Here is a 25,443-nt window from a genome sequence, read left to right on the forward strand (position 1 = left end):
CGACCTAAATAATTTTGCTATTGCACTTAGCATACTAGTATATGTAAATCTCTTAAAAACCGGAAAATATTTGTAAAATATAGGAGCTGCCGGTACATGATCAAATACGAATAATGCAGCTAAACATTGAAAAATAAAAATATATAAAGGAGTAGGGTTATAATTTAACATTATAGGAAAAAAAATGAGAGAGGTAAAAAATAGATATAATTTTACCTTTAAGATTTTTAAAGGATGGATTTTATAGCTAATAAATGCAAGACCGATAATACCGAGTAAATCTATTATAGATACCCAAAAATTTTGATTTATAATTTGATTCGGAGTAAAACCACATTCTCTTTTTAATATATCAGCACAATATATATACACGAAATAAAAACACGGAGGTCTAGCACATTGGATAAAGAAATACCAAATAGAAGTGGCGTTTGGAACTTTTTGATCTAGAATATCTTTGTCAATTTCTTCAAGCGTAATATTATTTTCTTGAAGTCTTAGTTTTAATTTATTTTTTTTATTTGAAAATGCCTCTGCTTCTTTTAAACTAGTCCTCGCAATAGTACCTACAAAAGCAATAGTTGCACCAACAAAAAAAGCTATACGCCAACTTGATTCATGTTGATAAATATTTTGATTAGTAAAAATTGATGCAATACCTAGTGCTACCGTCGTGCCTACGGCAGAAAATACGGTTATAATTGCTACTAACGGATATTGTATAGGAGGAGATGTATTTTCGGTTAAATACAGCTCTGCACCTCGTGCTTCTGCAGTTGCCGACATACCTTGAATTATACGACATATAGTAAGAACCCAAGAGGCTGTTATACCTATCTGTGCATATGTTGGCATACTGCCTATAATCACACAAGTAATAGCCATTAATAGAGTAGTTAAAACAACTACAATCTTACGTCCAAAATGATCTCCTATATATCCGAATATTAATGCTCCTATAGGTCTTAACAAGTAGGTAGAGCAGAAAGAAAAGGCAGTAAGCAGCGAAAAAGTGAAAGGATCATATTCCGGAAAAAATAAATTATTTAAAAGCACCGCCATATGCACATAAAGCATAAGGTCAAAATACTCTAGAAATGTACCTATAGAAAGTAATCCGACAGCTTGTTTTTGTTCTTTATTTAAACTTTTTTGTTCTTTTTCGTAGCCTAACATAACCTTTATATATAATTAGATTGCAAAATAAGCTATACTTTTTTGGTTAAAAGTCAATAAAGGATTAAGAATTTTTAATAAATATTGTTACAAAATATTTAGGTTCTGTACAATTTTGATTAATGATTATAATTATGAGATATTTTTAAGCGAAAATTAATAAGATTTTTGCAGGAATAGTTATTCATATTTCAAAAAAATCTGATAATTTGCAGCTAAAAAGAGCCATAATTATGATTATTAATTAAAAGTGTACAGGACCTAGGTTCCGTAAAGTTATCTAGCTTAAAATCTTCAAATTATCTATTTTTCTCTGAAAGCTTTAAATGCAGTATCAGTAACGGGATCAAGTAAATATCTAAGTAGTGTTCTAGTACCGGTTACGATTTGTACCTCAGCTTGCATACCTGGATGTAGCTCAAGATTTTTAACTTTAGCAACTTTGTTAAATTCATCCATATCAATTTCAACTCTTGCAACATAATAATTATCTTGTTGTTGTCCTGGATGCTGTCTTTCATCTTGTACGATATCGGGTGATATGCTTACTACTTTACCGGTAAATGTTGGAGTCGTTCTTGATTTAAATGCACTGAAACGTATTTTTGCAACTAGTCCCTCATGTACTGAGTCAATGTTTTTTTGAGATACCTTTGCTTCTATTATTAATGGATCATTAATTGGTGAAATTTCCATAATAGGTTGTCCGTGACTTATAACACCGCCTATTGTATGATATTTTAAATTATTAACTATACCGTCAACAGGTGATCTTATTATCACACGATTAAGTGAATCCGTCAGGGAATTATATTTTTCTTTAAGAGAGGCTGTTTGTACTTGAGCTTCACGAAGCTCTGTTAAAGTCCGTTCAGTATATTTATTTTGTTGATTTATAATTTTAATTTGAGTTTCGGTAATAGCATGGCGTATCCCTGCTATTTCGGCTTCAGTTGTTGCAACATCGCTTTTTGAAGCGGCAACTTTTGCTTCTTGGTCTAATAAAGCTGCTTTTTGTACAAAGCCTTTTTCTTTTAACGTTCTTAAAGCTTTTAAACGGTCTTGATAAACTTCAGCAGTTTTTGAAGCGGCAACTTTTTTTGCTTCTAAACCTTCAATTTTTTTCTCAAGTTGAGCAATATTTTGATGTAATGCATCTTTCTCTGAGTTATATACTTCTTTTCTAGATCTAAATAAATTTTCCTGTGTATGAATTATTTTAGCTACTTCCGGTAAATTTATATCCTGCATTAGAAAATCAGAGAATTCGATTTGTTCTAAATTATCACGTTCGGCAATTAAACGATTTTCAGTTGCTAAAAAATTACGGTACTGACCAAGAATATTTTCATGTTCGCTTTTTATTCTAGTTTCTTCAAGCTCTATTAACTTATCGCCTTCTTTGACTTTGTCACCTTGCTTAACGTAAATAGCATTGATTATTCCACCTTCATTATGTTGAATCGTTTTTTTATTTGTGCTTGGTATTACGATACCGACAGCTACAGCACCGCTATCAAGAGGGGCAAGAGCCGCCCATAATCCGCCTATTAATACTAAAAAGATAATAACATAAATACCGAAAAGTATAGGTGACCTTGCAGCTTGGGCTACGTTATTACGCTCTTTATCTGTTTTTTTGGTAGTAAAATTAACAAACCTGTCAAGCTTTACTAATAAGAACTCTATAACGTGAGAGGTTTTCTTTAATGTAGTATTTATTAAAGCTTTACGCTTAGAACTTTGACCTTTAAGGTTTAATGAATCTTCGCGTAAGGACAATAATTGTTTCAATTGTTCCGGAGTAATTTGAGGTTTATTGTGTTTTAAGTCCTGCATAATATTTAATCATTATTATTGGTGTTTTTCGTCATTGCGAGAAGAAACTGTAAGTTTCGACGAAGCAACCCAGTAAAAAAAATCTGTAAATCAGATTTTTTTAATTATTTTTTCTGGATTGCCGCGTCGCTTCGCTCCTCGCAATGACGATTTGGAAGCCATGCGGTAATACCATTAATTATTAATATGAATTGTGCCGCTTTTTAAAGTTTTAAAGTGTTTTTGAATCTCTTCTTCCGTTCCGTAAACTGCAACGGCTCCATCCTGTAATATTAGAATTTTATCAACAACGGATAATACGGAAGGTCTATGTGAAATTACAACGACTGCTATCCCTTTAAGTTTTGCTTGTTTTAAGGCACTTGCAAGGGCAACTTCACCTGCCTCATCTAAATTAGCATTAGGCTCATCTAAAATGATGAGTTTTGGATTGCCGTAAAAAGCTCTAGCAAGCCCGATACGTTGTCTTTGACCCCCTGATAGATTAGAGCCTGCAGGACCGATATCAGAATCATAACCGTCAGGGAATCTTAATATCATTTCATGAGCTCCGGCTATTTTAGCTGCTTCAATAACTTTTTGCGGATCGACATCTTCTTCCATTCTAGCTATATTTTGTTTAATACTACCGCTAAAAAGTTCTATTCCTTGGGGAAGATAGCCAACATGTCTACCGAAATCGTCTCTATTCCAACGGTAAACTTCTGCTTCATCTAAACGTACTGAACCTGATGATTCTTTCCATACCCCGACTATGATTTTAGCTAAAGTTGATTTTCCTGTAGCCGAAGGACCGATAATTGCTAAAACTTCGCCCGGTTGTACTGCAAAACTAACGCCTTTTAAGATATATTTCGGTACGGGAGGTTGTGGTAAATGTTTCGGTATAGGATGAGCATAATAAATATTTTCAACAGTAAGATGACCATCAACGTTCGGAATTGGCATCGCTTCATCTCTAGAAGAATAAGTGTTAAATAAATTATTAATGTTTTTGTATGATTTAATAGCACCGCTCATACTTTTCCATAAATCAATAGCATTATCGAAAGGAGCAAGAGCTCTACCGACTATGATAGAACTCATAATCATATTACCGGGCGTCATATCTGCACTGTGAGATTTTACAACAATGTAAGCACCGACTCCGGTAACAGCCATCTGCATTATGTTACGGATAAACCTTGAAAAGTTAGAAATAACACCGTTACGATAGCTAGCAACTGATTGTTTATCAAGTGCTAATATGTTAAATTTATGCCAATTTTTTGTAACATTTTTCATCATTCCCATTGCCTCAATTGTTTCTGCATTTCTGTTTGCAATATCAGCTTGTGTCATACCTTTTATCGAAAATTCGGTAGCTTCACCGAGCGTTTTATTAGTAGCGGCAGCGTTAAAGAAAGCGGTTGAAACTATGATAACTGCACCAAAAACGGTAATAAGACCGATATATGGATGAATTGAGAAAATAACGGCAATATAGATAAGGCTCCAAGGGGCATCGAATAAAGTATTAATTCCGGTACTTGTTAGGAATGTTTTGACAGCTTGAAAATCACGTAATAATTGGCTAGAACCCATATTTGCTCGTGTTGCGGCTGCAGAAATTGAAGAAGCAAAAATTACGGGAGCTACTGTTCTATCAAGCCATTCTCCTACCTTTATAAGTGTAAAAGAACGAGCAATTTGTAATAATCCGTAAACAAAATAGATATATGCGATTATTATTGATAAAAATAATAATGTTTGTAGATTACCGCTTCCAAGGACTCTATCAAGAACTTGCAAGGAGTAAAGAGGAGTAATTAACATTAGTAAGTTGATTACAAAAGCAAACCAAAAAACTATCCAAAAAGCCGTTCTACATTGACCTAGAGCTATTACTAGAGGGTTTTTTTTATTTAAATTAGTATTTTTATTATCCATATTAGTTATATTATAAATAAGTGTTAATTAATTCTTCAGCAATTTGAACGCTGTTTAAAGCTGCTCCTTTACGTAAATTATCACATGTGATCCATAGATTTATCGTATTAGGTTTACTTACGTCATTTCTAATGCGGGAGACATATACGGCATCTTCGCCTACCACTTCAACGGGCGAGATATAAGCAAGGTCATTATTATTAGAAATTGTAACAATTCCATCTGCGTCTTGTAATATTTCTTCAGCGATGTTAGCGTCCATTTTGTCGTTAAATTCTATGTTAACCGATATAGAATGACCGATAAATACCGGTACTCGCACGGAAGTAACACTAGCTTTAAAGTGATTGCCCATAATTTTGTTTAGTTCAAAAGCAATTTTTGCTTCTTCACTTGTATAGCCGTCTTTATTTAAATCACCTATATGAGGAAAAAGATTAAATGCAATCTGTTTTAGAAATTTCTTAGGATCATTCTCTCCAAAAACATATTTAGATTTTGTTTGGTCGTAGAGTTCGTCCATTCCTGCTTTACCTGCTCCTGATACTGATTGATAAGTAGATATCACTACTCTTTTAATCTTTATTTCATTATCTAGCGGTTTTAATGCTACTGCAAGCGGAATTACTATACAGTTAGGGTTAGCTATGATATTTTTAGTATTAAACTCTGTAAGTGTTGATAAATTAACCTCAGGTACAATTAACGGTACTTGATTGTCAACTCTAAAAAGTGAGGATTTGTCGATAACTACACAACTACTAGCAGTAGCTTTAGGTACAAATTCTTTTGAAACTTCTGAACCGGCACAAAAAAAAGCAATATCGATATCATCAAAATTTAAATTAGTTAAACTACTGATTTTTAGTATTTTTTCTCCATAACTTATTTCTCGTCTGATAGAGTTATCTGAAGCTATAGCATAAATTTTATTAACGGGAAAATTACGCTCAGCTAGAATATTTAGAGTTTCACGCCCTACATTTCCTGTAGCTCCGATTACTGCAATATTGTATTTTTTAGTCATTTATTTATTAATCCGATGAGTTTTTCGCCTCCGATAATATGGAAGTGAAAATGAAAAATAGTTTGTCCCGATTTTTCGCCTTTATTAGTTATTAAACGATAACCGTCTTTGTCTAGCCCTGCTTCATTCGCTATATCGGAAATTTTAGCAAAAAAATGTTTTATTTCGTCTATTTGAGCTTTAGAGATAAAATCCGCATAATCTATATATTCGTTTTTAGGTATAACGATAATATGTACAGGTGCTACGGGTGCTATATCTTTGAATGCTAAAATTTGTTCGTCTTCATAAATTATTTTTGCCGGAAGATTTTTATCTATAATTTTTGCAAAAACATTTTCTTTGTTATACATCATTTTATTCCTGTTAAAGGCTTTATTGAAGCGAAAATCGTCATTGCGAGGAGCCGTAGGCGACGCGGCAATCTCGTTCAAATATCCTGAGATTGCTTCGCCCTGATTACTGCGTAATTCTTCTCGCAATGACGTAAATTAAACAAGCATACTACGTGCTAAAAATTTCAATTCAGCTTCAATGCTAGAGTTGGCAATTATTATATCTTCTAGTCGGTAATTATTTCTTTTTAAATAATTTTCTCTAATATCTGAAGCAAAAAAGCCAAAGCCTAATATTAAGACTATCTTAAATATAAACTTTAACTCTTCGATATTAATCGCCGTAACGATTATATTCGCTATTACGGCAATAGCAACAACTAACCACATTTTATGGTATAATGCCCAAAATATACTTAAAAGAGCAGCTATCCATGAAAAGCCTTCTTCAATAACAATAAAATTATTATTTTTTTGTGTAGAGTTAATGTATATTGCGTATATATTCATTATTTAAGTTTAAGCCTTGAAAATTCAAGGGACAATAATTAATTAAACCTGATTAGTCAAGTATACTCTGATGATTTCAAGAATTGCTCTTTGTTATCTTCATGGATTCACGTACTCACTTATTAAGTATAAGCTGCGTGCGTTCACCATTTGATAACAAATTCAATTCTTGAAATCATTTGAGTATATACTAAGATAGAACTTCAAAAATTGGTGACAATGTTCTACAAGAGCTGCGGTACGAACTATATTAAGTAACGGCTTTCGTTCCGAGGACTTTGAACTCCTAGCTCTTTTTGAAGCTGTGTCGAATAACTCTTCATTTTATTTAGGAGTAATTCAATATTATATAGTACCTAATTAACAACTTAATATCAATAAATTTTATATTATGTCAGATAATTTAGCCTTATACGGCACAACAATACTTTGTTTAAAAAAGAACGAAGAAATAATTATAGCAGCAGATGGACAAGTCTCGCATGGTAATACCGTACTAAAATCTACAGCACGAAAACTTCGGACTATAGCAAATAATAAAATTATTGCCGGTTTTGCGGGTTCTACGGCTGATGGTCTTGCGTTATTTGAAAAACTTGAAGTAAAGATAGAGCAACATAAGCATAATCTACTTAGAAGTGCAGTTGAGCTTGCAAAAGATTGGCGTAACGATAAATATTTGAGACGTTTGGAAGCAATGATGATTGTTGCTGATCGTAGTCATATATTAATTTTAACCGGTAACGGTGATGTCGTAGAGCCTGAAAATAATGTTGCGGCAATAGGTTCAGGCGGTTTATTTGCACTATCTGCCGCTCGTGCTTTAATGTCTTACGAGAACAATTTAACTGCTGAAGAAATTGCTTTAAAATCTATGAATATAGCTGCAGATTTGTGTGTATTTTCTAATCATAATATTATAATGGAAAAAGTTGTATGAAAGCTACTAAAACTACTTATAAAAAAGACCCTATGGGGCTTACCCCTTCTCAAATAGTTAATGAACTTAATAGATTTATCGTAGGTCAAGAAAAGGCCAAAAAAGCTGTTGCTATTGCACTTAGAAACCGCTGTCGTCGTAAAAGAGTAGAAGGTAATTTACGTAATGAAATAGTACCGAAAAATATTTTAATGATCGGTTCAACCGGTGTCGGGAAAACGGAAATAGCAAGACGCCTTGCAAAGTTGACTAATTCTCCTTTCTATAAAATTGAAGCAACTAAATTTACCGAAGTCGGATATGTAGGGCGTGATGTAGAATCAATAATTCGTGATTTAGTCGAAATAGCCGTTAATACTGAAAAAACTTTAGCAAAAACGGAAGTAGATATTAATGCACGTGAAAAAGCGATAGAGAGAATATTAGATAGTTTAGTAGGTAAAACTTCTAGTAGTGAGACTAGAGAAAAGTTCAAAGAAAAAATTTTAAACGGCGAACTTGATGATACGGAAATTGAAATTAGCGTAGCTGATACTACACCTGTCGGTGGTGGAAGTTTTGAAATACCAGGCATGCCTGGAGCATCTATGGGCGTTCTTAACCTTGGCGATATGATTGGACGAGCCCTTGGCAGCAGTAAGACTAAAACAAAAAAAATGCTAGTTAAAGATGCTATGGCTATTATTATACCTGAGGAATCAGAAAAATTAATAGACCAAGAAAAAATTATTCAGCAAGCTATAAATTTAGCTGAAAATGATGGGATAGTTTTTATTGATGAAATTGATAAAATAGCTTCGACCGGTAGTTCCGGAGCAAAAAATGCTGAAATAAGTAGAGAGGGAGTGCAAAGAGATTTGCTGCCTTTGATAGAAGGAACAACGGTTAATACTAAATATGGACCTGTTAAAACCGATCATATATTATTTATTGCTTCAGGTGCTTTCCATATTGCTAAACCTTCTGATTTATTACCGGAGTTACAAGGAAGATTACCGATTAGAGTGGAATTAAATTCACTTACCAAAGATGATATGATTAAAATATTACTTGAGCCTGAAACTAGTTTAATAAAGCAATATTCGGCACTAATAGGTACTGAAGACGTGCATCTTGAATTTGCTACTTCTGCTATTGAGAAGATAGCGGATTATGCGATCACCGTTAATTTAGAAGTCGAAGATATAGGGGCTAGAAGGCTGCATACTATACTTGAGAATTTGCTTGAGGATATAAGCTTTGAAGCTAGCGAAATGAAAGGCAAAAAAATAACTATCGATGATAAATTCGTAGAAAATCAATTATCAAAAATAATAACTAATCTTGACTTAGCTAAGTTTGTTCTATAGTATGTTTTTTCGATTGGTGATTGTTGCTTTTCGTCATTGCGAGGAGCGAAGCGACGTGGCAATCTCATCAAATCTCCTGAGATTGCTTCGTCGAATTACTATGTAATTCTTCTCGCAATGACGATTTGAGCTTCCAACAATACTTATCCCACAAAATAGCATTTGAAGAAAAATTTCATGATAATTCATATAGCAAGTCTAACGTTTAATGGAATTGATATTATCGATGTTGACGTGCAGGTACAAATATCACCGGGTATCCCTGCTTTTACTATAGTAGGGCTTGCCGATAAAACTATAGCTGAATCAAAAGAACGAGTTAAAGCAGCGTTATCTTCTATAGGGCTTGCACTACTTACTAAAAAGATTTTAATAAATTTAGCTCCGGCAGATTTAGTAAAAGAGGGAAGCCATTTCGATCTTGCAATCGCCTGCTCAATACTTACCGCAATGAATATTTTACCTGAACTTGAAATTGCGGAATATTTAATAATAGGAGAATTATCATTAGACGGTTCAATCTTACCGGTAAGCGGAGCTTTGCCTGCAGCGATTGGGGCTTCTGCTAGAGGTAAAGGTCTTATTTGTTCAAGCAAAAATAGCTCGGAAGTTGCTTGGTCGGGTAACGATAATATACTTGTTGCAGGTAATTTAATTGAACTAGTAAATCATTTTAAAGGTTCACAAGTTTTAACTCCTCCGGAAGCTAAATTGCAAGATGAACCAATAAATTATCCCGATTTTAAAGATATAAAAGGTCAAAAAAATTGCTAAACGAGCTTTAGAAATTGCAGCATCAGGAGGGCATAACCTTTTAATGGGTCTATGGCAAAAATAGATGTTAAGTGTAGATATTGTAACAACACAGAAGAAGTAATAAAGTCAGGATATTCAATTTCAAAACAACAGAGATATCAATGCAAGCGGTGTAATCGATATTTTCAATTGGAGTATATTAATAATGCATCTAAGCCTGGAGTTAAGGAGCAAATAGTAGAAATGTCAATCAACGGCTCTGGAGTTAGAGATACAGTAAGAGTATTAAAAGTGGGTATCAATACAGTTATCCGTGTTTTAAAAAAATCTAGTATTAAAAACAATAAATCATTCTATCAGTACAACAAAAGTAATTATTGCTCCTGAGATAGATGAACAATGGTCTTATGTACAGAATAAATCCAGACAACGATGGCTTTGGTATGCCTTGGATAAGATTTCGTTAAAAGTAGTTGCTTATACGTTTGGTACAAGATGTGATAGCACATTAGAATCATTACTGAAAAAACTAGAGAATTTCAAGGTGACTTTTTACTATACAGATGGATGGGGGAAGGCATGACCCTTTTAATGTTCGGTCCTCCCGGAACCGGTAAATCAAGACTTGCTGCCTGTCTTCCCAGTATACTACCTAAAATGTCTACAAAAGAAATTTTAGAATGCAGCACGATTACAAGTATCGCTGGAAAATTTTCAGACGGTAAGCTTACAAAAGTAAGGCCGTTCAGAACTCCGCATCATTCATGTTCGCTTGCTGCTATGGTTGGTGGAGGGGTTGGAAAAAAAGTAAAGCCTGGTGAAATTACGCTAGCTCATAACGGTGTATTATTTTTAGACGAATTACCTGAATTCCCACATAATGTTATTGATTCCTTAAGACAACCTATTGAAAATGGTGAAATATTGATTTCAAGATCAAGTGCTCATATAAAATATCCAGCGAATTTTCAGTTAATAGCAGCTATGAATCCTTGTAAATGCGGTTATTTGGGTGATACTTATAAAGAATGTATGAAAGCCCCCAAATGTGCTAGCGATTATCAAATGAAAGTATCGGGACCTATTATGGATAGATTTGATTTGCATATAGAAGTATCAAATATTAATATTTATAATTATGCCTTTATTACAGATAATTCTGAGGAAAAATCTGAAGATATAGCTGCAAGAGTCGAGAAGGTGCGTTTGATTCAAGAAAAGAGATACGAAGGGTATAATATTAAAACAAATAACAGGTTAGACGGGCAGTTACTAATAGATTACGCTATGCCGGCGGATGAAGGCAGAGATTTACTGAATGAAGCGGTAAATAAATTTCGTTTATCAATGCGTGCTTATAACCGAATACTTAGAGTCGCACGCACGATTGCCGATCTTGAGAATACGGATAAGGTCTTGAAAACGCATATTGCGGAAGCTTTGAGTTACCGTAAAATGGAATTTAATAATATGTAATTAGATAGGAAAATATGAGTACTATAATAAGTTTTGATTACGCTATAAAATATTTGCTTAAGGATAAAGGTGATTACGAGATAGTTGAAGGATTTATCTCGGCAATACTTAAAGATGCGGGTTATAGTCCGGTTAAGATAACGGCATTGCTTGAAAGTTGCAGTAATAAAGAAGATGATATTTTAAAATCTAGCGTAGCAGATGTAATAGTAGAAGATGAAGAAGAACATAAATATATAGTGGAAATAGATAAGTCCTATACAAATCTTTTTATGCATAAAGCTTGTTTTAATTCTAGTAGGTTAATAGTCGATAGTATTTATAAAAATGAAGACTACACTACTATAAAAAAGATATTTCATATTAATTTATTGTATTTTCCTTTTGCTGATATGAAAGCACCTTTATATCACGGTAAGACTATTTTTAGAGAAGTTGATAAAAAACATCCTATGAAATTTTCTTTGGGAGATATGAGAGGTAAAATATTCGATTTATGTGATGTGTTTCCGGAATATTTTGTAATATCAGTACCGTTATTTAATGATGTTATAAGAGATGAATTGGACGAATGGTTATATGTAGTAAAACATTCTGAAGTTAAGAAAGACTTTAAATCACCGTATATGAAGAAGGTAGCAAAAAAACTTGATATCCTTAAAATGACAACTAAAGAAAGAATTATTTATCGTGCTCATATGAGCAAAGGCTTTAAAGACCGCGATTATATAGTTTCTGCTGAAGAAAAAGGTAGAGAAGAAGGTATGGCAAATGGTATAGAAGAAGGGGAAGTTACAAAAAGTATAAAAATAGCAAAAAAGATGTTAATGAAAAAAAAACTCGATAGAAGAAATATATGAGATTACTGAATTATCTATAGAAAAAATAAGGCAGTTGAAAGCAGAAATTGAGAACCTTAAAAAATAATTAGCTTCAATGACAAAAATTTACTTTATAGCCGGTGAGATGTCAGGAGACTTTATCGGTGGACGCATAATTAAGCATTTAAAAAACAATCCGGGAATATATACCGCAGATACTTCAAAAGCCCCCAGTCAAATAGGTGGTGAGCCTACGAAGCCGTTAAAAATACGCGAGCATCTGAGGTCTTACAAAAACGACGTAGCCAATTTTGGGGATTCAACGAGTATACGGTTTGTCGGCGTTGGCGGTAGATATATGGAAGAAGCCGGAAGTTTTAAAAGCTTATTTCCTATTACTGCCATAAATTTAATGGGTTTTGTAGAAATCTTGCCTCATATTTTTAAGCTTAAAAAATTAATTGATAAAACAGTGGAGGACATAATAAATAGTAAAGCTGATTTATTAGTTACCATAGATTCACCAGGCTTTACTTACCGCACCGCAAAGCGGGTAAGAAAACTTTTACCAAAGCTGAAAATGATTCATATCGTTGCTCCGTCAGTTTGGGCATATAAAGAGGAAAGGGCAGCAAACTACGCCAAAATTTATGATTGTTTATTTGCTTTACTACCGTTTGAACCGCCGTATTTTACTAAAGTTGGGCTTGATTGTAGATATATAGGTCATCCGATCATGGAGCAGGAATTTTATAGCGATAAAATAGTTTTGCGTAAAGAGTTTAAAATAGACGAGAATGAGAGAGTTTTATGTGTTACTCTTGGAAGCAGAAAAGGAGAGATTCTAAGGCATTTACCGGTTTTTGCTTCTTCTATTGAAGAAATATTCAAGAGTTGTAATAATCTTAAAGTTATATTTACTCTTGCAAATCCTGCGCATGAGGCAATAATAAAGCCGTTTTTAGAAGATGTTAAGTTTAATTATTTATTTTCAAGTGAGAGACTTAAAACTTATGCCGTTGCGGATGCAGCTTTAGCAAAATCCGGTACTAATACTTTAGAAATAGCAGCTTCTGGTACTCCTATGATTGTGGCTTATAAAGTTAATCTTATAAGCTTTTTTATTATCAGGTTATTGATAAAAATAAAATATGTTACGTTGATAAATATTATAGCAGGTAGCGAAATAATTCCGGAATTTATCCAATTTAATTGCCGAGCTAGTCTTATTAGTAATAAGCTTCAAGAGTTATTATTTAATTCTAAAAAAGCGTATGAGCAGGTAATAGAAAGTCAAAAAATTTTGCAGAAATTAGGGTTTGAATCAAATCGATCACCTTCTTATATAGCTGCAGAAATTATTAAACAGGAGTTCTTAGAACCTAAAATAAAGTTGTTAAAAGAGAAAGATTAGTACTTGAACCGGTGGTCCACAACATTTTCTGAATTATAATAAACATTAATATTAATATAATAACAAAATATATTTCCATATTTTTTCTTATAGTATTAATTTGTTTCATTAAAATTTCTAAATCATTGGAAATTTTTTTGTATTCCTCATTGTTATCAGAACGCATTGTCGTCAAGAAACCGGATAAGTTTCCTAACTTATTTTGTAAAGCTTTTAACCTTTCCGTATGTTCTTCGTGTTTTAGATCGGTATTGTGATCTTGTATCATAATATATAATGCCCATTATAAGATCAGTATTAACGCCGGTATAGTAATATGAACTATGAATAAAGATTTATATTTTTCGTTTGTAATAAAAATTCTAACTTTTCATTTTACAGGAGTATACTATTGTTATAGTAAATTGGTTACGTTATTAATTTGTTGCTTGTTAGTCATCTAATTTTAATATTTTAATTACCAAATATTAAAACTATTGATTTATTTAGCAAAAGCTATATAATTTAAATTCAGCAAATATTTAACTTCAACCAAACTTTAAGTTAGTTTTACTATATGTTATTTCAAATGTCAAGAAAAAACCATATTTCGTGGTAATTTTTTTTATCAATATTTCTAAGTCTTATAAAAATAATAGTTATTATGTTAAAAAACCTATTAAAAACTAAACTTTTTTTAGTTATAGTATCTCTAACTATATTTATTACTTTGCTAAATTTTAGTATATTTTATATTTTTGTGGCGGGAAATCTTACTCAAAATAAAACGATAATTATTGAACCTAAATTATCCGTAAATCAAATAGTTACAAAACTTTATTCTAATGAAGTAATCAAATATCCGAGAATTTTTAAGGTAATTGCTAAAATTTATTCTATAAAAAGACCTCTTAAAAGCGGTGAATATGTGTTTACTCGTAATATATCGCCCCTGCAAACTTTAAGAATATTAGCAAGTGGTAAATCTATAATACATAAGATAATTGTCCCAGAAGGTACGGTGGTTGGTGAGGTTATAAAGAAAATTAATGAAGAAAGTCGATTACTTGGAGAAATAAAAGGGATAATACCGGAAGGTTTTTTAATGCCCTCAACGTATTTTTTCTCTTATGGAGATCAAAAAGAGCAGATAATCGATCAAATGAGAAATTTAATGTCTGCTAATTTAGATAAGGTGATGCAAAATCTTTCACCGGATTCTCCGTTAAAAACTAGACTTGAAGTATTAACGCTAGCTTCGATAATTGAAAAAGAAGCCGGTTCAAATGCAGAAAAACCTATTATAGCCGCAGTATTCATTAATCGTTTAAAGAAAAATATGAAGCTACAAGCCGATCCGACTGCTATATATGCTTTGACTGAAGGAAAATTTAAATTAGCAAGAGCTTTAACAAAAAAAGATTTATTGCAAGAACTGCCGTATAATACTTATTATATAAAAGGTTTACCGCCCGGTCCGATTTCTTGTCCGTCGTTAAAATCTTTAGAAGCAGTGGTAAAACCTGCTAAAACGGATGCCTTATTTTTTGTGGTTGACGGTAAAGGCGGACATAATTTTTCTAACAATCTTAATGATCATAATAGATTTGTTGAAACTTATAGAAAAAGTTTGATTAGAGTACCTGAGCCGGAAATTGACCCTGAAACACCATCTACTCGATGAACTTCAAAAATTGGCCCAAAGTCTTATAAGATCTGCGGTACTCACGTATTAAGTATACGCTGCGTTCCTCGCCTTATAGACTCCGTGCTCTTTTTGAAGTTGATCTTCGTATATTTTTATCCATTTAACGGATGTTATCATGAATAATACAGAATTTAGTAAAATAGCCGAAACAACAATTGCATATATAGCCGACAAGATAGAAGAGCAAGATAAAGAAGCAAGTATAGACGTAGATTTACAAGGTGATATATTAAATCTTGATACTGATAAGGGTATATATGTAATAAACAAACAAAGTGCAGCTAAAGAAATTTGGTTGTCATCGCCGGTTAGCGGTCCTTATCATTTTTTTTATGAACAAGGAAAATGGAAAAATAAAATAGGACTTGAGTTGATGGCTATTTTGACGGAAGAACTTAATATTAAATTTGATAATATATGAAAGATTTTAAAACTGCCGATAGTGCTGAAAAAGTTTATAATTTAATAGGTCGTGCCTCCGTATTGCAGTTTAGAGTAAATAGTCTATAATCCTCAAACAGTAATAAGAGAGAATTATAGTTAAGGAGTTATGGCAAAAATAGATGTTAAGTGTAGATATTGTAACAACACAGAAGAAGTAATAAAGTCAGGATATTCAATTTCAAAACAACAGAGATATCAATGCAAGCGGTGTAATCGATATTTTCAATTGGAGTATATTAATAATGCATCTAAGCCTGGAGTTAAGGAGCAAATAGTAGAAATGTCAATCAACGGCTCTGGAGTTAGAGATACAGTAAGAGTATTAAAAGTGGGTATCAATACAGTTATCCGTGTTTTAAAAAAATCTAGTATTAAAAACAATAAATCATTCTATCAGTACAACAAAAGTAATTATTGCTCCTGAGATAGATGAACAATGGTCTTATGTACAGAATAAATCCAGACAACGATGGCTTTGGTATGCCTTGGATAAGATTTCGTTAAAAGTAGTTGCTTATACGTTTGGTACAAGATGTGATAGCACATTAGAATCATTACTGAAAAAACTAGAGAATTTCAAGGTGACTTTTTACTATACAGATGGATGGGGGAGTTATGCTAGGTTATTAGACCCTAAAAAGCATATTATCAGTAAAAAATACACTCAACGGATAGAACGAAGTAACTTGAACCTTAGAACGAGATGCAAGAGGCTTGCACGTAAGACAATCTGCTTTTCCAAGTCATTGGATATTCATGATAAGGTTATTGGTACTCTTATTGAACGTATAGTTTTTTAATAGGCGTAACTGCAATATGGAGGCATGACCCAAAATCTTATATTCGTTTATCGGCAGGTAGGGAACAAATGTCTGATGAATTACAAGCTTTATGTATTATGGCAGGCGTTAATTCAATATTCTACGGAGAAAAGCTTTTAACCTCAGCTAATCCAATGCCTGAAAGAGACAATGATTTATTCCAGAAATTGGGAATTATACACTAATTTACCTTTATTAATTTTTTAATTATTTATTAATAATATCCATTGACACGCCCCAACATTTAAGTTATAATGTCGTCACGATTTAATTTTAAGGGGAAAAATCATGACAAAAATCTATACGGGTCCACAAACCTCAAAAAAAACATCTAGTTACTTTGATAGTGCTACAATTCATTTTCAAAATGCTACTAAAGCTGCGGCAGATTTTACAATGTATGCTACCTTAGCAACAGAACATGCTATTAATGTGATAGAGAATAGTGCAAGTGCTGTATGTTCTATTCAAGGTGTTATTTCTGATGTAAGTACTAATTATTCTTTTATATCTACATTTGCTCAAGCAACTGTAGCAAGCCTTGCAACTTTTGCTTATTACAATCCGCCTGTTCTTATAGGTGCTTGTGCTTTAGGAGCAATTGCAATTTCGCCGTACGATTCTATCAAATGTGCAGAAAATACAATAAAAGCAGGGATAGCTGCAGGATATGTAGCTTGTGAAACTGTGGAAGGTTTAATGGCGGGAGCGGCAGGTATAGTTTCTCTTATTGCTGATAATATCTACGGTGATACTGCAGAACTTGCCGGTGCTATTAATACTAATATGATAGAGTATTATAGCTAAAATATTAGACTTCTTGCATAACCTCCTTCTAAAGGTAGTTTGTACGTCAATCCGGTACTCGCATCCTCACGTATGTTTATATACGCTGTGGTGCAGTGCTACCGTGTTTCCTTCAAATTCCTCTTTATAAGATAGGTTATGCAAGAAGTCTATTGTTATACTCAATCGTCATTGCGAGCAGGCATTGTTGCATGTACCTGTTTATCCGTCATTGCGAGGAAAAATTGAAAATTTTGACGAAGCAATCCAGTAAAAAATTCTTAATTTACAGAATTCTTTTAATTATTTCCTGGATTGCCGCGTCGCTTCGCTCCTCGCAATGACGGTTAGGTGTCCACGCGAGCAATGCCTTGCGGGAATTACATAAAGAGTCACGCACTAGTTAACCGCTTTACTATCTCTTCCCGATCAATCAAAGGTAAAACTCCTGCAATTTCCGGTCCTGATTCTCTACCGGTTAAAGCAAGGCGAAGAGGCAGAAATAACTCCTTACCTTTCTTGCCTGTTATATTTGTTATTTCTTTAGTCCAAATACTCCAGCTATCTTTGGTAATTTCACCTTGCGGTAATAATTCTGCTGCTTGTTTTAAATATTCTTTATCTAAATTTAGAATTTTTACATTCGGAGTTTTATGACAAATCTCCCACCAATCTTTTACATCACGTAATTTTTGTAAATTGGGTCTTACCGATAACCAAAAATTTTCATCAATATACTCGGCATCGATTTCTTTAAGGCGGTCTTTTACTTCGTCAAAATCTAAACTTATTAATAATTTATGATTTAGTCTTTCCAAATCTTCTGGCTGATAGATAGTCGGGCTTTTAGAAAAACTACTTATCTCAAATTGATTTGCTAGCTTCTCCATTGATTTATAAGGTAAGATTTGTGCCGATGAACCAAGTAAACTAAAAAAGCTAGCAATTGCCATAGCCTCAAGCCCGATTTCTTTTCTAAGAGTTGCAATCTCAAATCCCCCGACTCTTTTAGAAATTTTCTCGTCTTTATTGATTATTAAACTCAAATGTCCAAAAGTTGGAGGAGTAGTATTTAAAGCCTCAAACATTTGAATTTGAATAGCGGTATTGCTAACGTGATCTTCGCCCCTAATAATATGAGTAATATCATAATCAATATCGTCAATAACCGAGCATAACATATAGGTCATACTACCGTCTGCTCTTATCACTATTGGATCGCTTAAAGCCTTACCGTCATATTTAACTTCGCCTTTGATCATATCATGCCAGCTAATAGGTTCATGATTTACCAAAAATCTATAATGCGGTTTTCTTCCTTGCTCTATATATTTTTGTGTTTGTTCTTCTGTTAGATTTAAGCTAGCTCGATCATAAATCGGCGGTAATCCCTTAGATAATTGAAATTTACGCTTTAATTCTAACTCTTCCGGAGTCTCATAGCAGGCATATAATCTTTTTTTGTCTAATAATAGATTTTTGATTTCATCATATCTACTTAAACGACTTAATTGATTAAATGTCTGATCCCAATGAAGATTTAAAAATTTTAAATCTTCTTCGATAGAGTCTTTATATTCCTGTTTACTACGCTCTAAATCCGTATCGTCAAATCTTAAAATAAACTGCCCGTTATGCTTCTTTGCATATAGCCAGTTAAGCAATGCTGCCCTGATATTTCCGACATGTAACATACCGGTTGGTGACGGAGCAAATCGTGTTATAACTTTTATCATTTTTACTTATTTTTTTAGTGTTTCGTACTATTTTCTCGTCATTGCGAGGAGCGAAGCGACGTGGCAATCCAGAAAAATAATAAAAAAATTCTGATTTACAGAATTTTTTACTGGATTGCCGCACTCCCTATGGTCGCTCGCAATGACGAGGGTGGCAATGCTACATCCTCTTACGCCTGTTTCTTTTCTAACTTCGCTTTATTATCTTCAATTAATTTCATCGCATCATCTAAGTTTAAATTTAGAAAATCATATTTTTTAGGTATTGAAATAAATTTACCCATATATTTTATGTAAGGACCGAATTTACCGTATCCTATCATAATTTCCTCGCCACTATCTTTATGAATACCTATTTTTAGCGGTAAGCTTAGAAGCTTTAATGCCATCTCAAGTGTGATGTCGTTTTGATTTAAGCTAGCAGGCACGGGGCTACGTTTTGGCTTTACTTTGCCTTCTTGTTCGCCGAGCTGAACATAAGGTCCGTAAGGTCCTTTTTTCAGATATATTTCTATCCCGTCTTTATCAGTGCCTAAAATTTTATTCTCATTAGGAGTAGCGGCAAAATCGCCTTCATTTTCGTTATTATCGTTATCGCTAACAATAGATTTTCTAAAAGTACATTCAGGGTAATTACTACATGCTAAAAACGCTCCAAACTTACCGAGCTTTAAGCTAAGCTCGCCTGTTTTACATGAAGGACAAACTTTAGATTCTGCATTATCACCGAATAAATGATAATCAAGGGCTTTCTGTACATAGCTAATAATCTCGGTGATTTTTTGCTCATTTACCGATTCAATATTATGGTTAAAACCGCTCCAAAAATTATTTAAAGCAGCTTTCCACTCAAGTCTGCCTGCTGCTATTTCATCTAACTCATTTTCAAGACCTGCGGTAAAATCATATTCTACATATTTCTTGAAAAACCCCACCAAAAATACCGTTACCAAACGTCCTAATTCTTCAGGCATAAATCGTTTTTTCTCAAGAGAAACATATTTTCGATCTTGTAAAACCGATAAAATACTAGCATAGGTCGAAGGACGACCGATCCCAAGCTCTTCAAGTTTTTTCACTAAGCTTGCTTCCGAATATCTTGGAGGAGGTTCTGTAAAATGCTGGTTCGGAATAATTTCTTTAGTTTTAAGCGGTTCTTGTTCTTTTAAAGGCGGCAGCATTTTATTTTCTTCTTCAGCCTCATCGTCCACACTTTCACGATAAACCTTATAAAACCCGTCAAATGCTATAGTTGATCCGTTTGCTTTTGCCAAATATTCTTTATTTTCCGAAGCTAAACTTGCAACTACCAAATCCATTATCACATTTTCCATTTGGCAGGCTATAGTCCTTTTCCAAATTAGTTCATAGAGTTTATAATAATCCTTTTCCAGCTTTTCTTTTAAGCTACCCGGCGTATAAGTAATATTCGTCGGCCTTATCGCCTCATGAGCTTCTTGAGCATTTTTTACTTTGGATTTATAAATTCTAGGACTAGTCGGTAAGTATTTATCCCCATAACTTTTATCGATTAACTTACGTATATCTGCTATTGCATCATTTGATAATGTAACGCCGTCGGTTCTCATATAGGTAATAAGCCCTATAGTTTCCTTACCTATGTCAACGCCCTCATAAAGTTTTTGTGCTATTTGCATAGTCTTTTTAGCACTAAAACCTAATTTTCTTGCTGCTTCTTGTTGTAGTGATGAAGTAATAAAAGGAGGTTGCGGTGTGCGTTTTTGTTGTTTCTTTTCTATCTTATCAACATGAAAATTTTGAGATTTTAATTTTTCGGTTAAATCTTTGGCGTCTTTTTCGTTAATAATTGAGAATTTTTCTAACTTCTGATCGTTTACGTGAGTCAATTTAGCAGTAAATAATTCATTATTACTATTTTGCATTTTAAGGCTAATATCCCAATATTCTTCCGACTTAAAACGCTCTATTTCATCTTCTCGCTCACATATTAATCGCAGAGCCACGGACTGTACACGTCCCGCCGATTTACATCCAGGTAATTTACGCCATAAAAGAGGTGAAAGGGTAAAGCCGACTAAATAGTCTAAAGCTCTTCTTGCTTGCTGTGCATTTACTAAGTTAGCATCAAGTTTTCTAGGGTTCTCAACGGCATGAATAATTGCTTTTTTAGTGATTTCATTAAAGGCTACCCTTTTAAAAAAATCATCGGATTTAACCTTATTTTTTTCTTTTATTACCTCTGCAACATGCCACGAGATAGCTTCACCCTCACGATCCGGATCGGTTGCAAGATATACTGCATCAGCTTTTTTTGCATCTTTAACTATGGCATCTACATATTTACCTGCTTTATCGGAAATATCATATTTCATCGCAAAATTTTCATCAGGTAACACTGAGCCTTTTTTAGAAGGTAAATCTCTAATATGACCGAATGATGCAATGACCTTAAACTCATCACCTAAATATTTATTTATCGTTTTTGCCTTTGCAGGCGATTCTACTATTACTAATTTCATCGATGGTTATTTTTCATTATAAAAATAATTATTCTATTATTATTTGCCCCACTCTTTACTATGTCATTCCTGCGAGGCATTGTTGCGTGGTCCTGCTTTTCCGTCATTGCGAGGAAATTACGTAGTAATTGACGAAGCAATCCAGTTAAAAATTCTGATTTACAGAATTTTTTTAATTATTTTCTAGATTGCCACGTCGCTTCGCTCCCACAACTGTCCGAAGTTCGAGGAAGCCTAGAAAACAAAGGAATTCTTGAACTTGGATGGGTCGTGCTGGTATAAAAGTATAATATCATAAGTAATAGCTCTTCGTAGTTGTTCAACAAATCTTTTTCTAGCTAACTTGAAACTATCAATATTATTTAGCTTTTTAAAAGTTAGAATAAGTAAAGCCGCTATTAATATTATATAAAACACTACCTTAATACCATTTATATCTCTAGAAAGAAAATGCTTAGCATTTAGGTGTTGTTTGATAAACTTAAAAAATACTTCTATATCCCATCTCATCTTATAAATATCTGTTATCTCAACAGCACTTAGTTCTGTTAGATTCGTTAAAAATACAAACTCTTTCCCATTAATCCGGTGTTTTGTTTTAATTAATCGAAATTCTTCTTTAATCCAATGTATATCTCTGCTTCGTAGATTTACTATATAATCTCCTAATATATCCAAATCTCTATCTGCTTCTAAACCTGCTTCCGCCTCTTGCTCATTAGACTTTATTATCTTGTAATTAACCTTATCATTTAAACGGGTAACAAACTTTATCCCTGCTTGCTTAAACTCTTGAAATGTTTTACGTGCGCTTATCCCTCTATCAAATACAACTATATCTTCCTTTGATAAACTTGCCTCTTCTATAGCGGCTTTAAGGGCTACATCCTCACTATTATCACTAGCTTTATCACCAAAACGTACGCTAGACGGTAGAGAGTCAAATCCTACACTAAATTTTATCTGATGCTTACTTCCTGTTGAGGTCTTAAAACCGCATTTTAACAATTTACTCGACAGCGTTACCAAAGTAGAATCAAATAATTCTATATTCTTTCCCTCATTTGATACTATATCTTTCCCTATACTCTTTCTTAAACTACTAAATATACTTTCATAATACCTATAATCAATCGCTTTAAGTCTATCTGATATTCCGCTCTTGCTTGCTCGTACTATGTTCCCTCTATGGTATACTGTAAATTGATGTTCTTCAAAACTCTCTTCTATCACTCTTAAACTTATCTTATCTTCTTCGCATATATTATATAGTAATATCTGAAACAATGACTTCCCTGTAAGCTTATGGTTTACCTTATCTATCTTATATTCTGCTCCAACTGACTCAAATAAACTGTCCGGTATTTTTGATAACAATTCTGAATATCTTACTACCATATATAACTCCTACTAAAAATAGAAATTATTTTATCACTACTCTACTTATTTTTCAACTTCGGACAGTTGTGGTCAAGCCACGGGATGACAGAGGTGAAACTGATCCACGTAACAATACCTCCTCGCAATGACGATTTGGTATACACACAGGCAATACCCAGCCTACAACTTACTCGGATCAAAGCTAAAATTAATCTCTTTCCAGTGATTAAAGCGTGCTTGGTCAAGATTTTCGATAGGGCTTGCCTGCCATACCGCTCTAATTGCATTATCCGCCAAAGCTTCACAAACACTAGCCGGAATATTAGGGCAGATTCTTTCTTTTACCTTTGCCTGCTCAACATTACCTGCTTTATCGAGCGTAATGCTAATAATGACTTTTACCTTATTATTGCCTCTAACCCCTGCAGGCACATTGCTCCAATGTCTTTCAATCTGTCTTTTTATCAAAGATGTTTCACTATCGGAAAGAGGCAGCCCGTCCGTATAAACCCCTTTAGCTTCTTTTGCATTATCAACTTTTTTTGATCTTTGATGCTTAGTGGATTTTACATTATCCCCTTCCGAAGATTGCTCTAAATTCTTCAGTAAAGAATCAAGCTCATCGGTTTTAGGCTCTTTTTTCTTTACTTCTTTAGGCTTCTCTTCGAGTTTTTTAACAACGGCTTTCTCTTTTTTTTCTTCGGTCTTCTTCTCTTCAGGCTTCTTTTTTTCCTCTTCTTTAGGCTTTTCTTCTTTTACTTCTTCCTTCTTCTCAGGCAACTCTTCTTTTACTTCTTCTGGCTTTGGTTCTTCTATAGGTTTTTTCTCTTCTATTTTAGGTTTTTCTTCTACCGGTTTAGTCTCAGGTTCTTTTGCTTTTTCTTCTTTAGACAAATCTTGCTGCGGCTCTTCTTCTTTTGGCGTGCTCCGCTCAGACTTTTTAGCATCTTCATTTTCTATAGGGGCTTCTTTTTGCTTTGTTTGAGTGATAATATTTGATTTATCGCTAACAGGTAACATCTCAAAAGTTATAGTTTGCTCTTCCGGTAATTTTTCAAAAAGCGATGGCATACCGAATAGAAAAAAATATAAAAGAAGTAAATGCAGAACGATAGAACAACTAAGGAAAACCGTAAAATTATCGTTACTTTTCATTATTTTTAATATTTGAAATAAGAGCTACACAAGAAAAGCCGGCAGCATGAATTTCAGCGACTATCTCAACCACCTGCCCATAAGAAACATTTCTATCGCCCCTTACAAAAATTCTAGTATCCTTTTTTTCTTTAGTGATATTCGCAAGCTTATCGGTTAAATGCGTTCTCTCTATAGGAGTTTCAAGCAGGAAAAGTTCGCCTTTATTATTGATAGTAACAACTAAAGGCTCATCCTGCCCTGAAATCGGGCTTGAATTTGTCTCGGGTAAATCCACATTTACGCCTGAAACAAGCATTGGAGAAGTGATCATGAAAATAATTAGCAGCACAAGCATCACGTCAACAAGCGGCGTAACGTTAATTTCGCTAACTACCGCTCTTTTACTCTTTCTATTACTTCCGGCAAGCTTTATAGCCATTACATTTTCTCCTGATCAATTGCCTTGGAAAGTATAGAATTTAGCTCGCTACTAAAATCTTCAATTTTATTATTGATAAGAGTAATACGGGAAATCAGATAGTTGTAGAAAATTACTGCCGGAATAGCTGCAAATAAACCTATAGCCGTTGCAAGTAAGGCTTCTGCAATTCCAGGAGCTACCACGGCAAGAGAAGTATTCTTAGAAGTAGCAATCGACTGAAAGCTGTGCATAATTCCCCAGACCGTACCGAATAACCCTACGAAAGGAGCACTTGATCCAACAGTGGCAAGGAAGTTTAAATTCTTCTCAAGCTTTTCGACTTCCCTATTTTGAGCTAGGTACATTGCACCCGTTATACGCTCTTTATGGTTATTTTTTAACGCATCGGAAAGCCCTTTTGTATTTAAGCTTTTACACTCATCCATAGCCGAGACGAATATCAAAGCTAGCGGATTATTAACCGACCTTTTTATGCTTTCATATAACTGTTCTAATACACTGCCCGACCAAAACACATTTTCAAAGCTCTTCATTCTTCGCTGCACTTGTGCTAGCTTAAATATTTTATCCAAAATAATAGCCCATGACCAAATGGAAGCAATAAGCAGCATCAACATAACCGACTTACCGATAATGTCGGATGAACTTATTAAAGAAAAAATCGATAAATGATCTTGCGTAACAATTTCTAAGCTATCGCTAATATTATTAATATCCGTACTCATAACTTCCTTGATAAATGATAGACGAAGTTTAATTTGGAAAAAAGCAAGGTATTTTGAAGCTTTTAACCGCAGCGTACATTATTTAGTACGTGAGGATTAAAAGCAAAAAATAACGTAGCCAATTTTTCAAATTAAACGAGTATATAAAATAATATATTCATATTTTACTTTTGTCATTAAGTTATGTGAAAAAATTTTGTCATTGCGAGAAA

General features: G+C 33.6%; 26 protein-coding genes and 2 pseudogenes. 14 read left to right on the forward strand and 14 right to left on the reverse strand.

Annotated elements, in window-relative coordinates:
- From ACNFN7_RS03550 to ACNFN7_RS03575, 6 genes are all read right to left on the reverse strand, one after another.
- Positions 1 to 1,176, reverse strand: a 1,176-nt coding sequence (locus ACNFN7_RS03550; protein WP_485440892.1) for an MFS transporter, incomplete at its 3' end; no start/stop codon positions are given.
- Between the two features lie 303 nt (positions 1,177 to 1,479).
- Positions 1,480 to 3,015, reverse strand: a complete 1,536-nt coding sequence (locus tag ACNFN7_RS03555; protein WP_485440893.1) for an HlyD family type I secretion periplasmic adaptor subunit — start codon at positions 3,013 to 3,015, stop codon at positions 1,480 to 1,482.
- 174 nt (positions 3,016 to 3,189) lie between these two features.
- Positions 3,190 to 4,944, reverse strand: a complete 1,755-nt coding sequence (locus ACNFN7_RS03560) for a type I secretion system permease/ATPase (RefSeq protein ID WP_485440894.1) — start codon at positions 4,942 to 4,944, stop codon at positions 3,190 to 3,192.
- A 10-nt stretch (positions 4,945 to 4,954) separates the two neighbouring features.
- Positions 4,955 to 5,971, reverse strand: a complete 1,017-nt coding sequence (asd, locus tag ACNFN7_RS03565) for an aspartate-semialdehyde dehydrogenase (RefSeq protein WP_485440895.1) — start codon at positions 5,969 to 5,971, stop codon at positions 4,955 to 4,957.
- On the reverse strand, positions 5,968 to 6,324 hold the full coding sequence (locus ACNFN7_RS03570) for an HIT domain-containing protein (protein ID WP_039594921.1): 357 nt from the start codon (positions 6,322 to 6,324) through the stop codon (positions 5,968 to 5,970). Before ACNFN7_RS03570 ends, asd begins: the two co-directional genes overlap by 4 nt.
- A 138-nt stretch (positions 6,325 to 6,462) precedes the next feature.
- Positions 6,463 to 6,816 (reverse strand): DUF2628 domain-containing protein, encoded by a 354-nt coding sequence (locus ACNFN7_RS03575; protein WP_485440896.1) that lies wholly within the window; start codon positions 6,814 to 6,816, stop codon positions 6,463 to 6,465.
- Positions 6,817 to 7,207: 391 nt separating this feature from the next.
- Between ACNFN7_RS03575 and hslV the strand changes: the two genes are divergently transcribed.
- The 9 genes from hslV (at position 7,208) to lpxB (ending at position 13,572) form a co-directional block, all read left to right on the forward strand.
- The gene (gene hslV, locus ACNFN7_RS03580) at positions 7,208 to 7,756 is read left to right on the forward strand and encodes an ATP-dependent protease subunit HslV (protein ID WP_485440897.1); all 549 of its coding nucleotides are present in this window, start codon (positions 7,208 to 7,210) and stop codon (positions 7,754 to 7,756) included.
- Positions 7,753 to 9,105, forward strand: coding sequence for an ATP-dependent protease ATPase subunit HslU (gene hslU, locus ACNFN7_RS03585; protein WP_485440898.1), 1,353 nt, complete (start codon positions 7,753 to 7,755; stop codon positions 9,103 to 9,105). The genes hslV and hslU overlap by 4 nt, the downstream gene beginning before the upstream one ends.
- A gap of 177 nt (positions 9,106 to 9,282) precedes the next feature.
- On the forward strand, positions 9,283 to 9,879 hold the full coding sequence (locus tag ACNFN7_RS03590; protein ID WP_485440899.1) for a magnesium chelatase domain-containing protein: 597 nt from the start codon (positions 9,283 to 9,285) through the stop codon (positions 9,877 to 9,879).
- Between the two features lie 13 nt (positions 9,880 to 9,892).
- Positions 9,893 to 9,943 (forward strand): hypothetical protein, encoded by a 51-nt coding sequence (locus ACNFN7_RS03595; protein ID WP_485441228.1) that lies wholly within the window; start codon positions 9,893 to 9,895, stop codon positions 9,941 to 9,943.
- Positions 9,931 to 10,248, forward strand: a complete 318-nt coding sequence (locus ACNFN7_RS03600) for an IS1-like element transposase (protein WP_485440565.1) — start codon at positions 9,931 to 9,933, stop codon at positions 10,246 to 10,248. The genes ACNFN7_RS03595 and ACNFN7_RS03600 overlap by 13 nt, the downstream gene beginning before the upstream one ends.
- Position 10,249: 1 nt before the next feature.
- A complete protein-coding gene (locus tag ACNFN7_RS03605) occupies positions 10,250 to 10,444 on the forward strand; it encodes an IS1 family transposase (RefSeq protein ID WP_485441229.1) in 195 nt (64 codons plus the stop codon).
- A complete protein-coding gene (locus ACNFN7_RS03610; protein ID WP_485440900.1) occupies positions 10,441 to 11,337 on the forward strand; it encodes a YifB family Mg chelatase-like AAA ATPase in 897 nt (298 codons plus the stop codon). The genes ACNFN7_RS03605 and ACNFN7_RS03610 overlap by 4 nt, the downstream gene beginning before the upstream one ends.
- Positions 11,338 to 11,351: 14 nt before the next feature.
- Entirely contained in the window at positions 11,352 to 12,197 is an 846-nt protein-coding gene (locus ACNFN7_RS03615) for a PD-(D/E)XK nuclease family transposase (RefSeq protein WP_485440901.1), read from the forward strand.
- Positions 12,198 to 12,273: 76 nt separating this feature from the next.
- Positions 12,274 to 13,572, forward strand: a complete 1,299-nt coding sequence (gene lpxB / locus ACNFN7_RS03620; RefSeq protein WP_485440902.1) for a lipid-A-disaccharide synthase — start codon at positions 12,274 to 12,276, stop codon at positions 13,570 to 13,572.
- Here lpxB and ACNFN7_RS03625 read toward each other — a convergent pair.
- Positions 13,541 to 13,840 carry a hypothetical protein gene (locus tag ACNFN7_RS03625; RefSeq protein ID WP_032139557.1) on the reverse strand — a complete coding sequence of 100 codons (300 nt, stop codon included), beginning with the start codon at positions 13,838 to 13,840 and terminating at the stop codon, positions 13,541 to 13,543. The genes lpxB and ACNFN7_RS03625 overlap by 32 nt on opposite strands.
- Positions 13,841 to 14,215: 375 nt before the next feature.
- Between ACNFN7_RS03625 and mltG the strand changes: the two genes are divergently transcribed.
- The 5 genes and pseudogenes from mltG to ACNFN7_RS03650 all read left to right on the forward strand — a co-directional run bounded on the left by mltG (position 14,216) and on the right by ACNFN7_RS03650 (position 17,331).
- On the forward strand, positions 14,216 to 15,235 hold the full coding sequence (gene mltG / locus ACNFN7_RS03630; protein ID WP_485440903.1) for an endolytic transglycosylase MltG: 1,020 nt from the start codon (positions 14,216 to 14,218) through the stop codon (positions 15,233 to 15,235).
- Positions 15,236 to 15,374: 139 nt separating this feature from the next.
- Positions 15,375 to 15,680 (forward strand): iron donor protein CyaY, encoded by a 306-nt coding sequence (gene cyaY / locus ACNFN7_RS03635; RefSeq protein ID WP_011270854.1) that lies wholly within the window; start codon positions 15,375 to 15,377, stop codon positions 15,678 to 15,680.
- 129 nt (positions 15,681 to 15,809) lie between these two features.
- Positions 15,810 to 16,503, forward strand: a protein-coding gene (locus ACNFN7_RS03640; protein WP_485440904.1) for an IS1 family transposase whose coding sequence is annotated in 2 segments (ribosomal slippage) — positions 15,810 to 16,096 and positions 16,095 to 16,503 — 696 coding nt in all. Because the reading frame shifts where the segments join, the coding sequence is not laid out codon by codon here.
- 29 nt (positions 16,504 to 16,532) lie between these two features.
- Positions 16,533 to 16,709 (forward strand): annotated as a pseudogene (locus tag ACNFN7_RS03645) (biotin synthase BioB); the annotation flags it as partial.
- Positions 16,710 to 16,812: 103 nt separating this feature from the next.
- Positions 16,813 to 17,331, forward strand: a complete 519-nt coding sequence (locus ACNFN7_RS03650) for a hypothetical protein (RefSeq protein ID WP_485440905.1) — start codon at positions 16,813 to 16,815, stop codon at positions 17,329 to 17,331.
- Here ACNFN7_RS03650 and ACNFN7_RS03655 read toward each other — a convergent pair.
- The 7 genes and pseudogenes from ACNFN7_RS03655 to tolQ form a co-directional block, all read right to left on the reverse strand.
- Positions 17,331 to 17,484: pseudogene (locus ACNFN7_RS03655) on the reverse strand (palindromic element RPE1 domain-containing protein); the annotation flags it as partial. The gene ACNFN7_RS03650 and the pseudogene ACNFN7_RS03655 sit on opposite strands and share 1 nt — an antisense overlap.
- A 218-nt stretch (positions 17,485 to 17,702) precedes the next feature.
- Entirely contained in the window at positions 17,703 to 19,046 is a 1,344-nt protein-coding gene (gene gltX / locus ACNFN7_RS03660; protein ID WP_485440906.1) for a glutamate--tRNA ligase, read from the reverse strand.
- A gap of 170 nt (positions 19,047 to 19,216) precedes the next feature.
- The gene (gene topA, locus ACNFN7_RS03665; RefSeq protein ID WP_485440907.1) at positions 19,217 to 21,547 is read right to left on the reverse strand and encodes a type I DNA topoisomerase; all 2,331 of its coding nucleotides are present in this window, start codon (positions 21,545 to 21,547) and stop codon (positions 19,217 to 19,219) included.
- Between the two features lie 234 nt (positions 21,548 to 21,781).
- Entirely contained in the window at positions 21,782 to 22,945 is a 1,164-nt protein-coding gene (locus tag ACNFN7_RS03670) for an IS4 family transposase (protein ID WP_485440459.1), read from the reverse strand.
- Between the two features lie 162 nt (positions 22,946 to 23,107).
- A complete protein-coding gene (locus ACNFN7_RS03675; protein ID WP_485440908.1) occupies positions 23,108 to 24,082 on the reverse strand; it encodes an energy transducer TonB in 975 nt (324 codons plus the stop codon).
- On the reverse strand, positions 24,072 to 24,503 hold the full coding sequence (tolR, locus tag ACNFN7_RS03680) for a protein TolR (RefSeq protein WP_485440909.1): 432 nt from the start codon (positions 24,501 to 24,503) through the stop codon (positions 24,072 to 24,074). Before tolR ends, ACNFN7_RS03675 begins: the two co-directional genes overlap by 11 nt.
- The gene (tolQ, locus tag ACNFN7_RS03685; protein ID WP_485440910.1) at positions 24,503 to 25,231 is read right to left on the reverse strand and encodes a protein TolQ; all 729 of its coding nucleotides are present in this window, start codon (positions 25,229 to 25,231) and stop codon (positions 24,503 to 24,505) included. Before tolQ ends, tolR begins: the two co-directional genes overlap by 1 nt.
- Positions 25,232 to 25,443 lie beyond the last annotated feature (212 nt).

The organism is Rickettsia sp. MAE-05 (genome assembly GCF_057319745.1).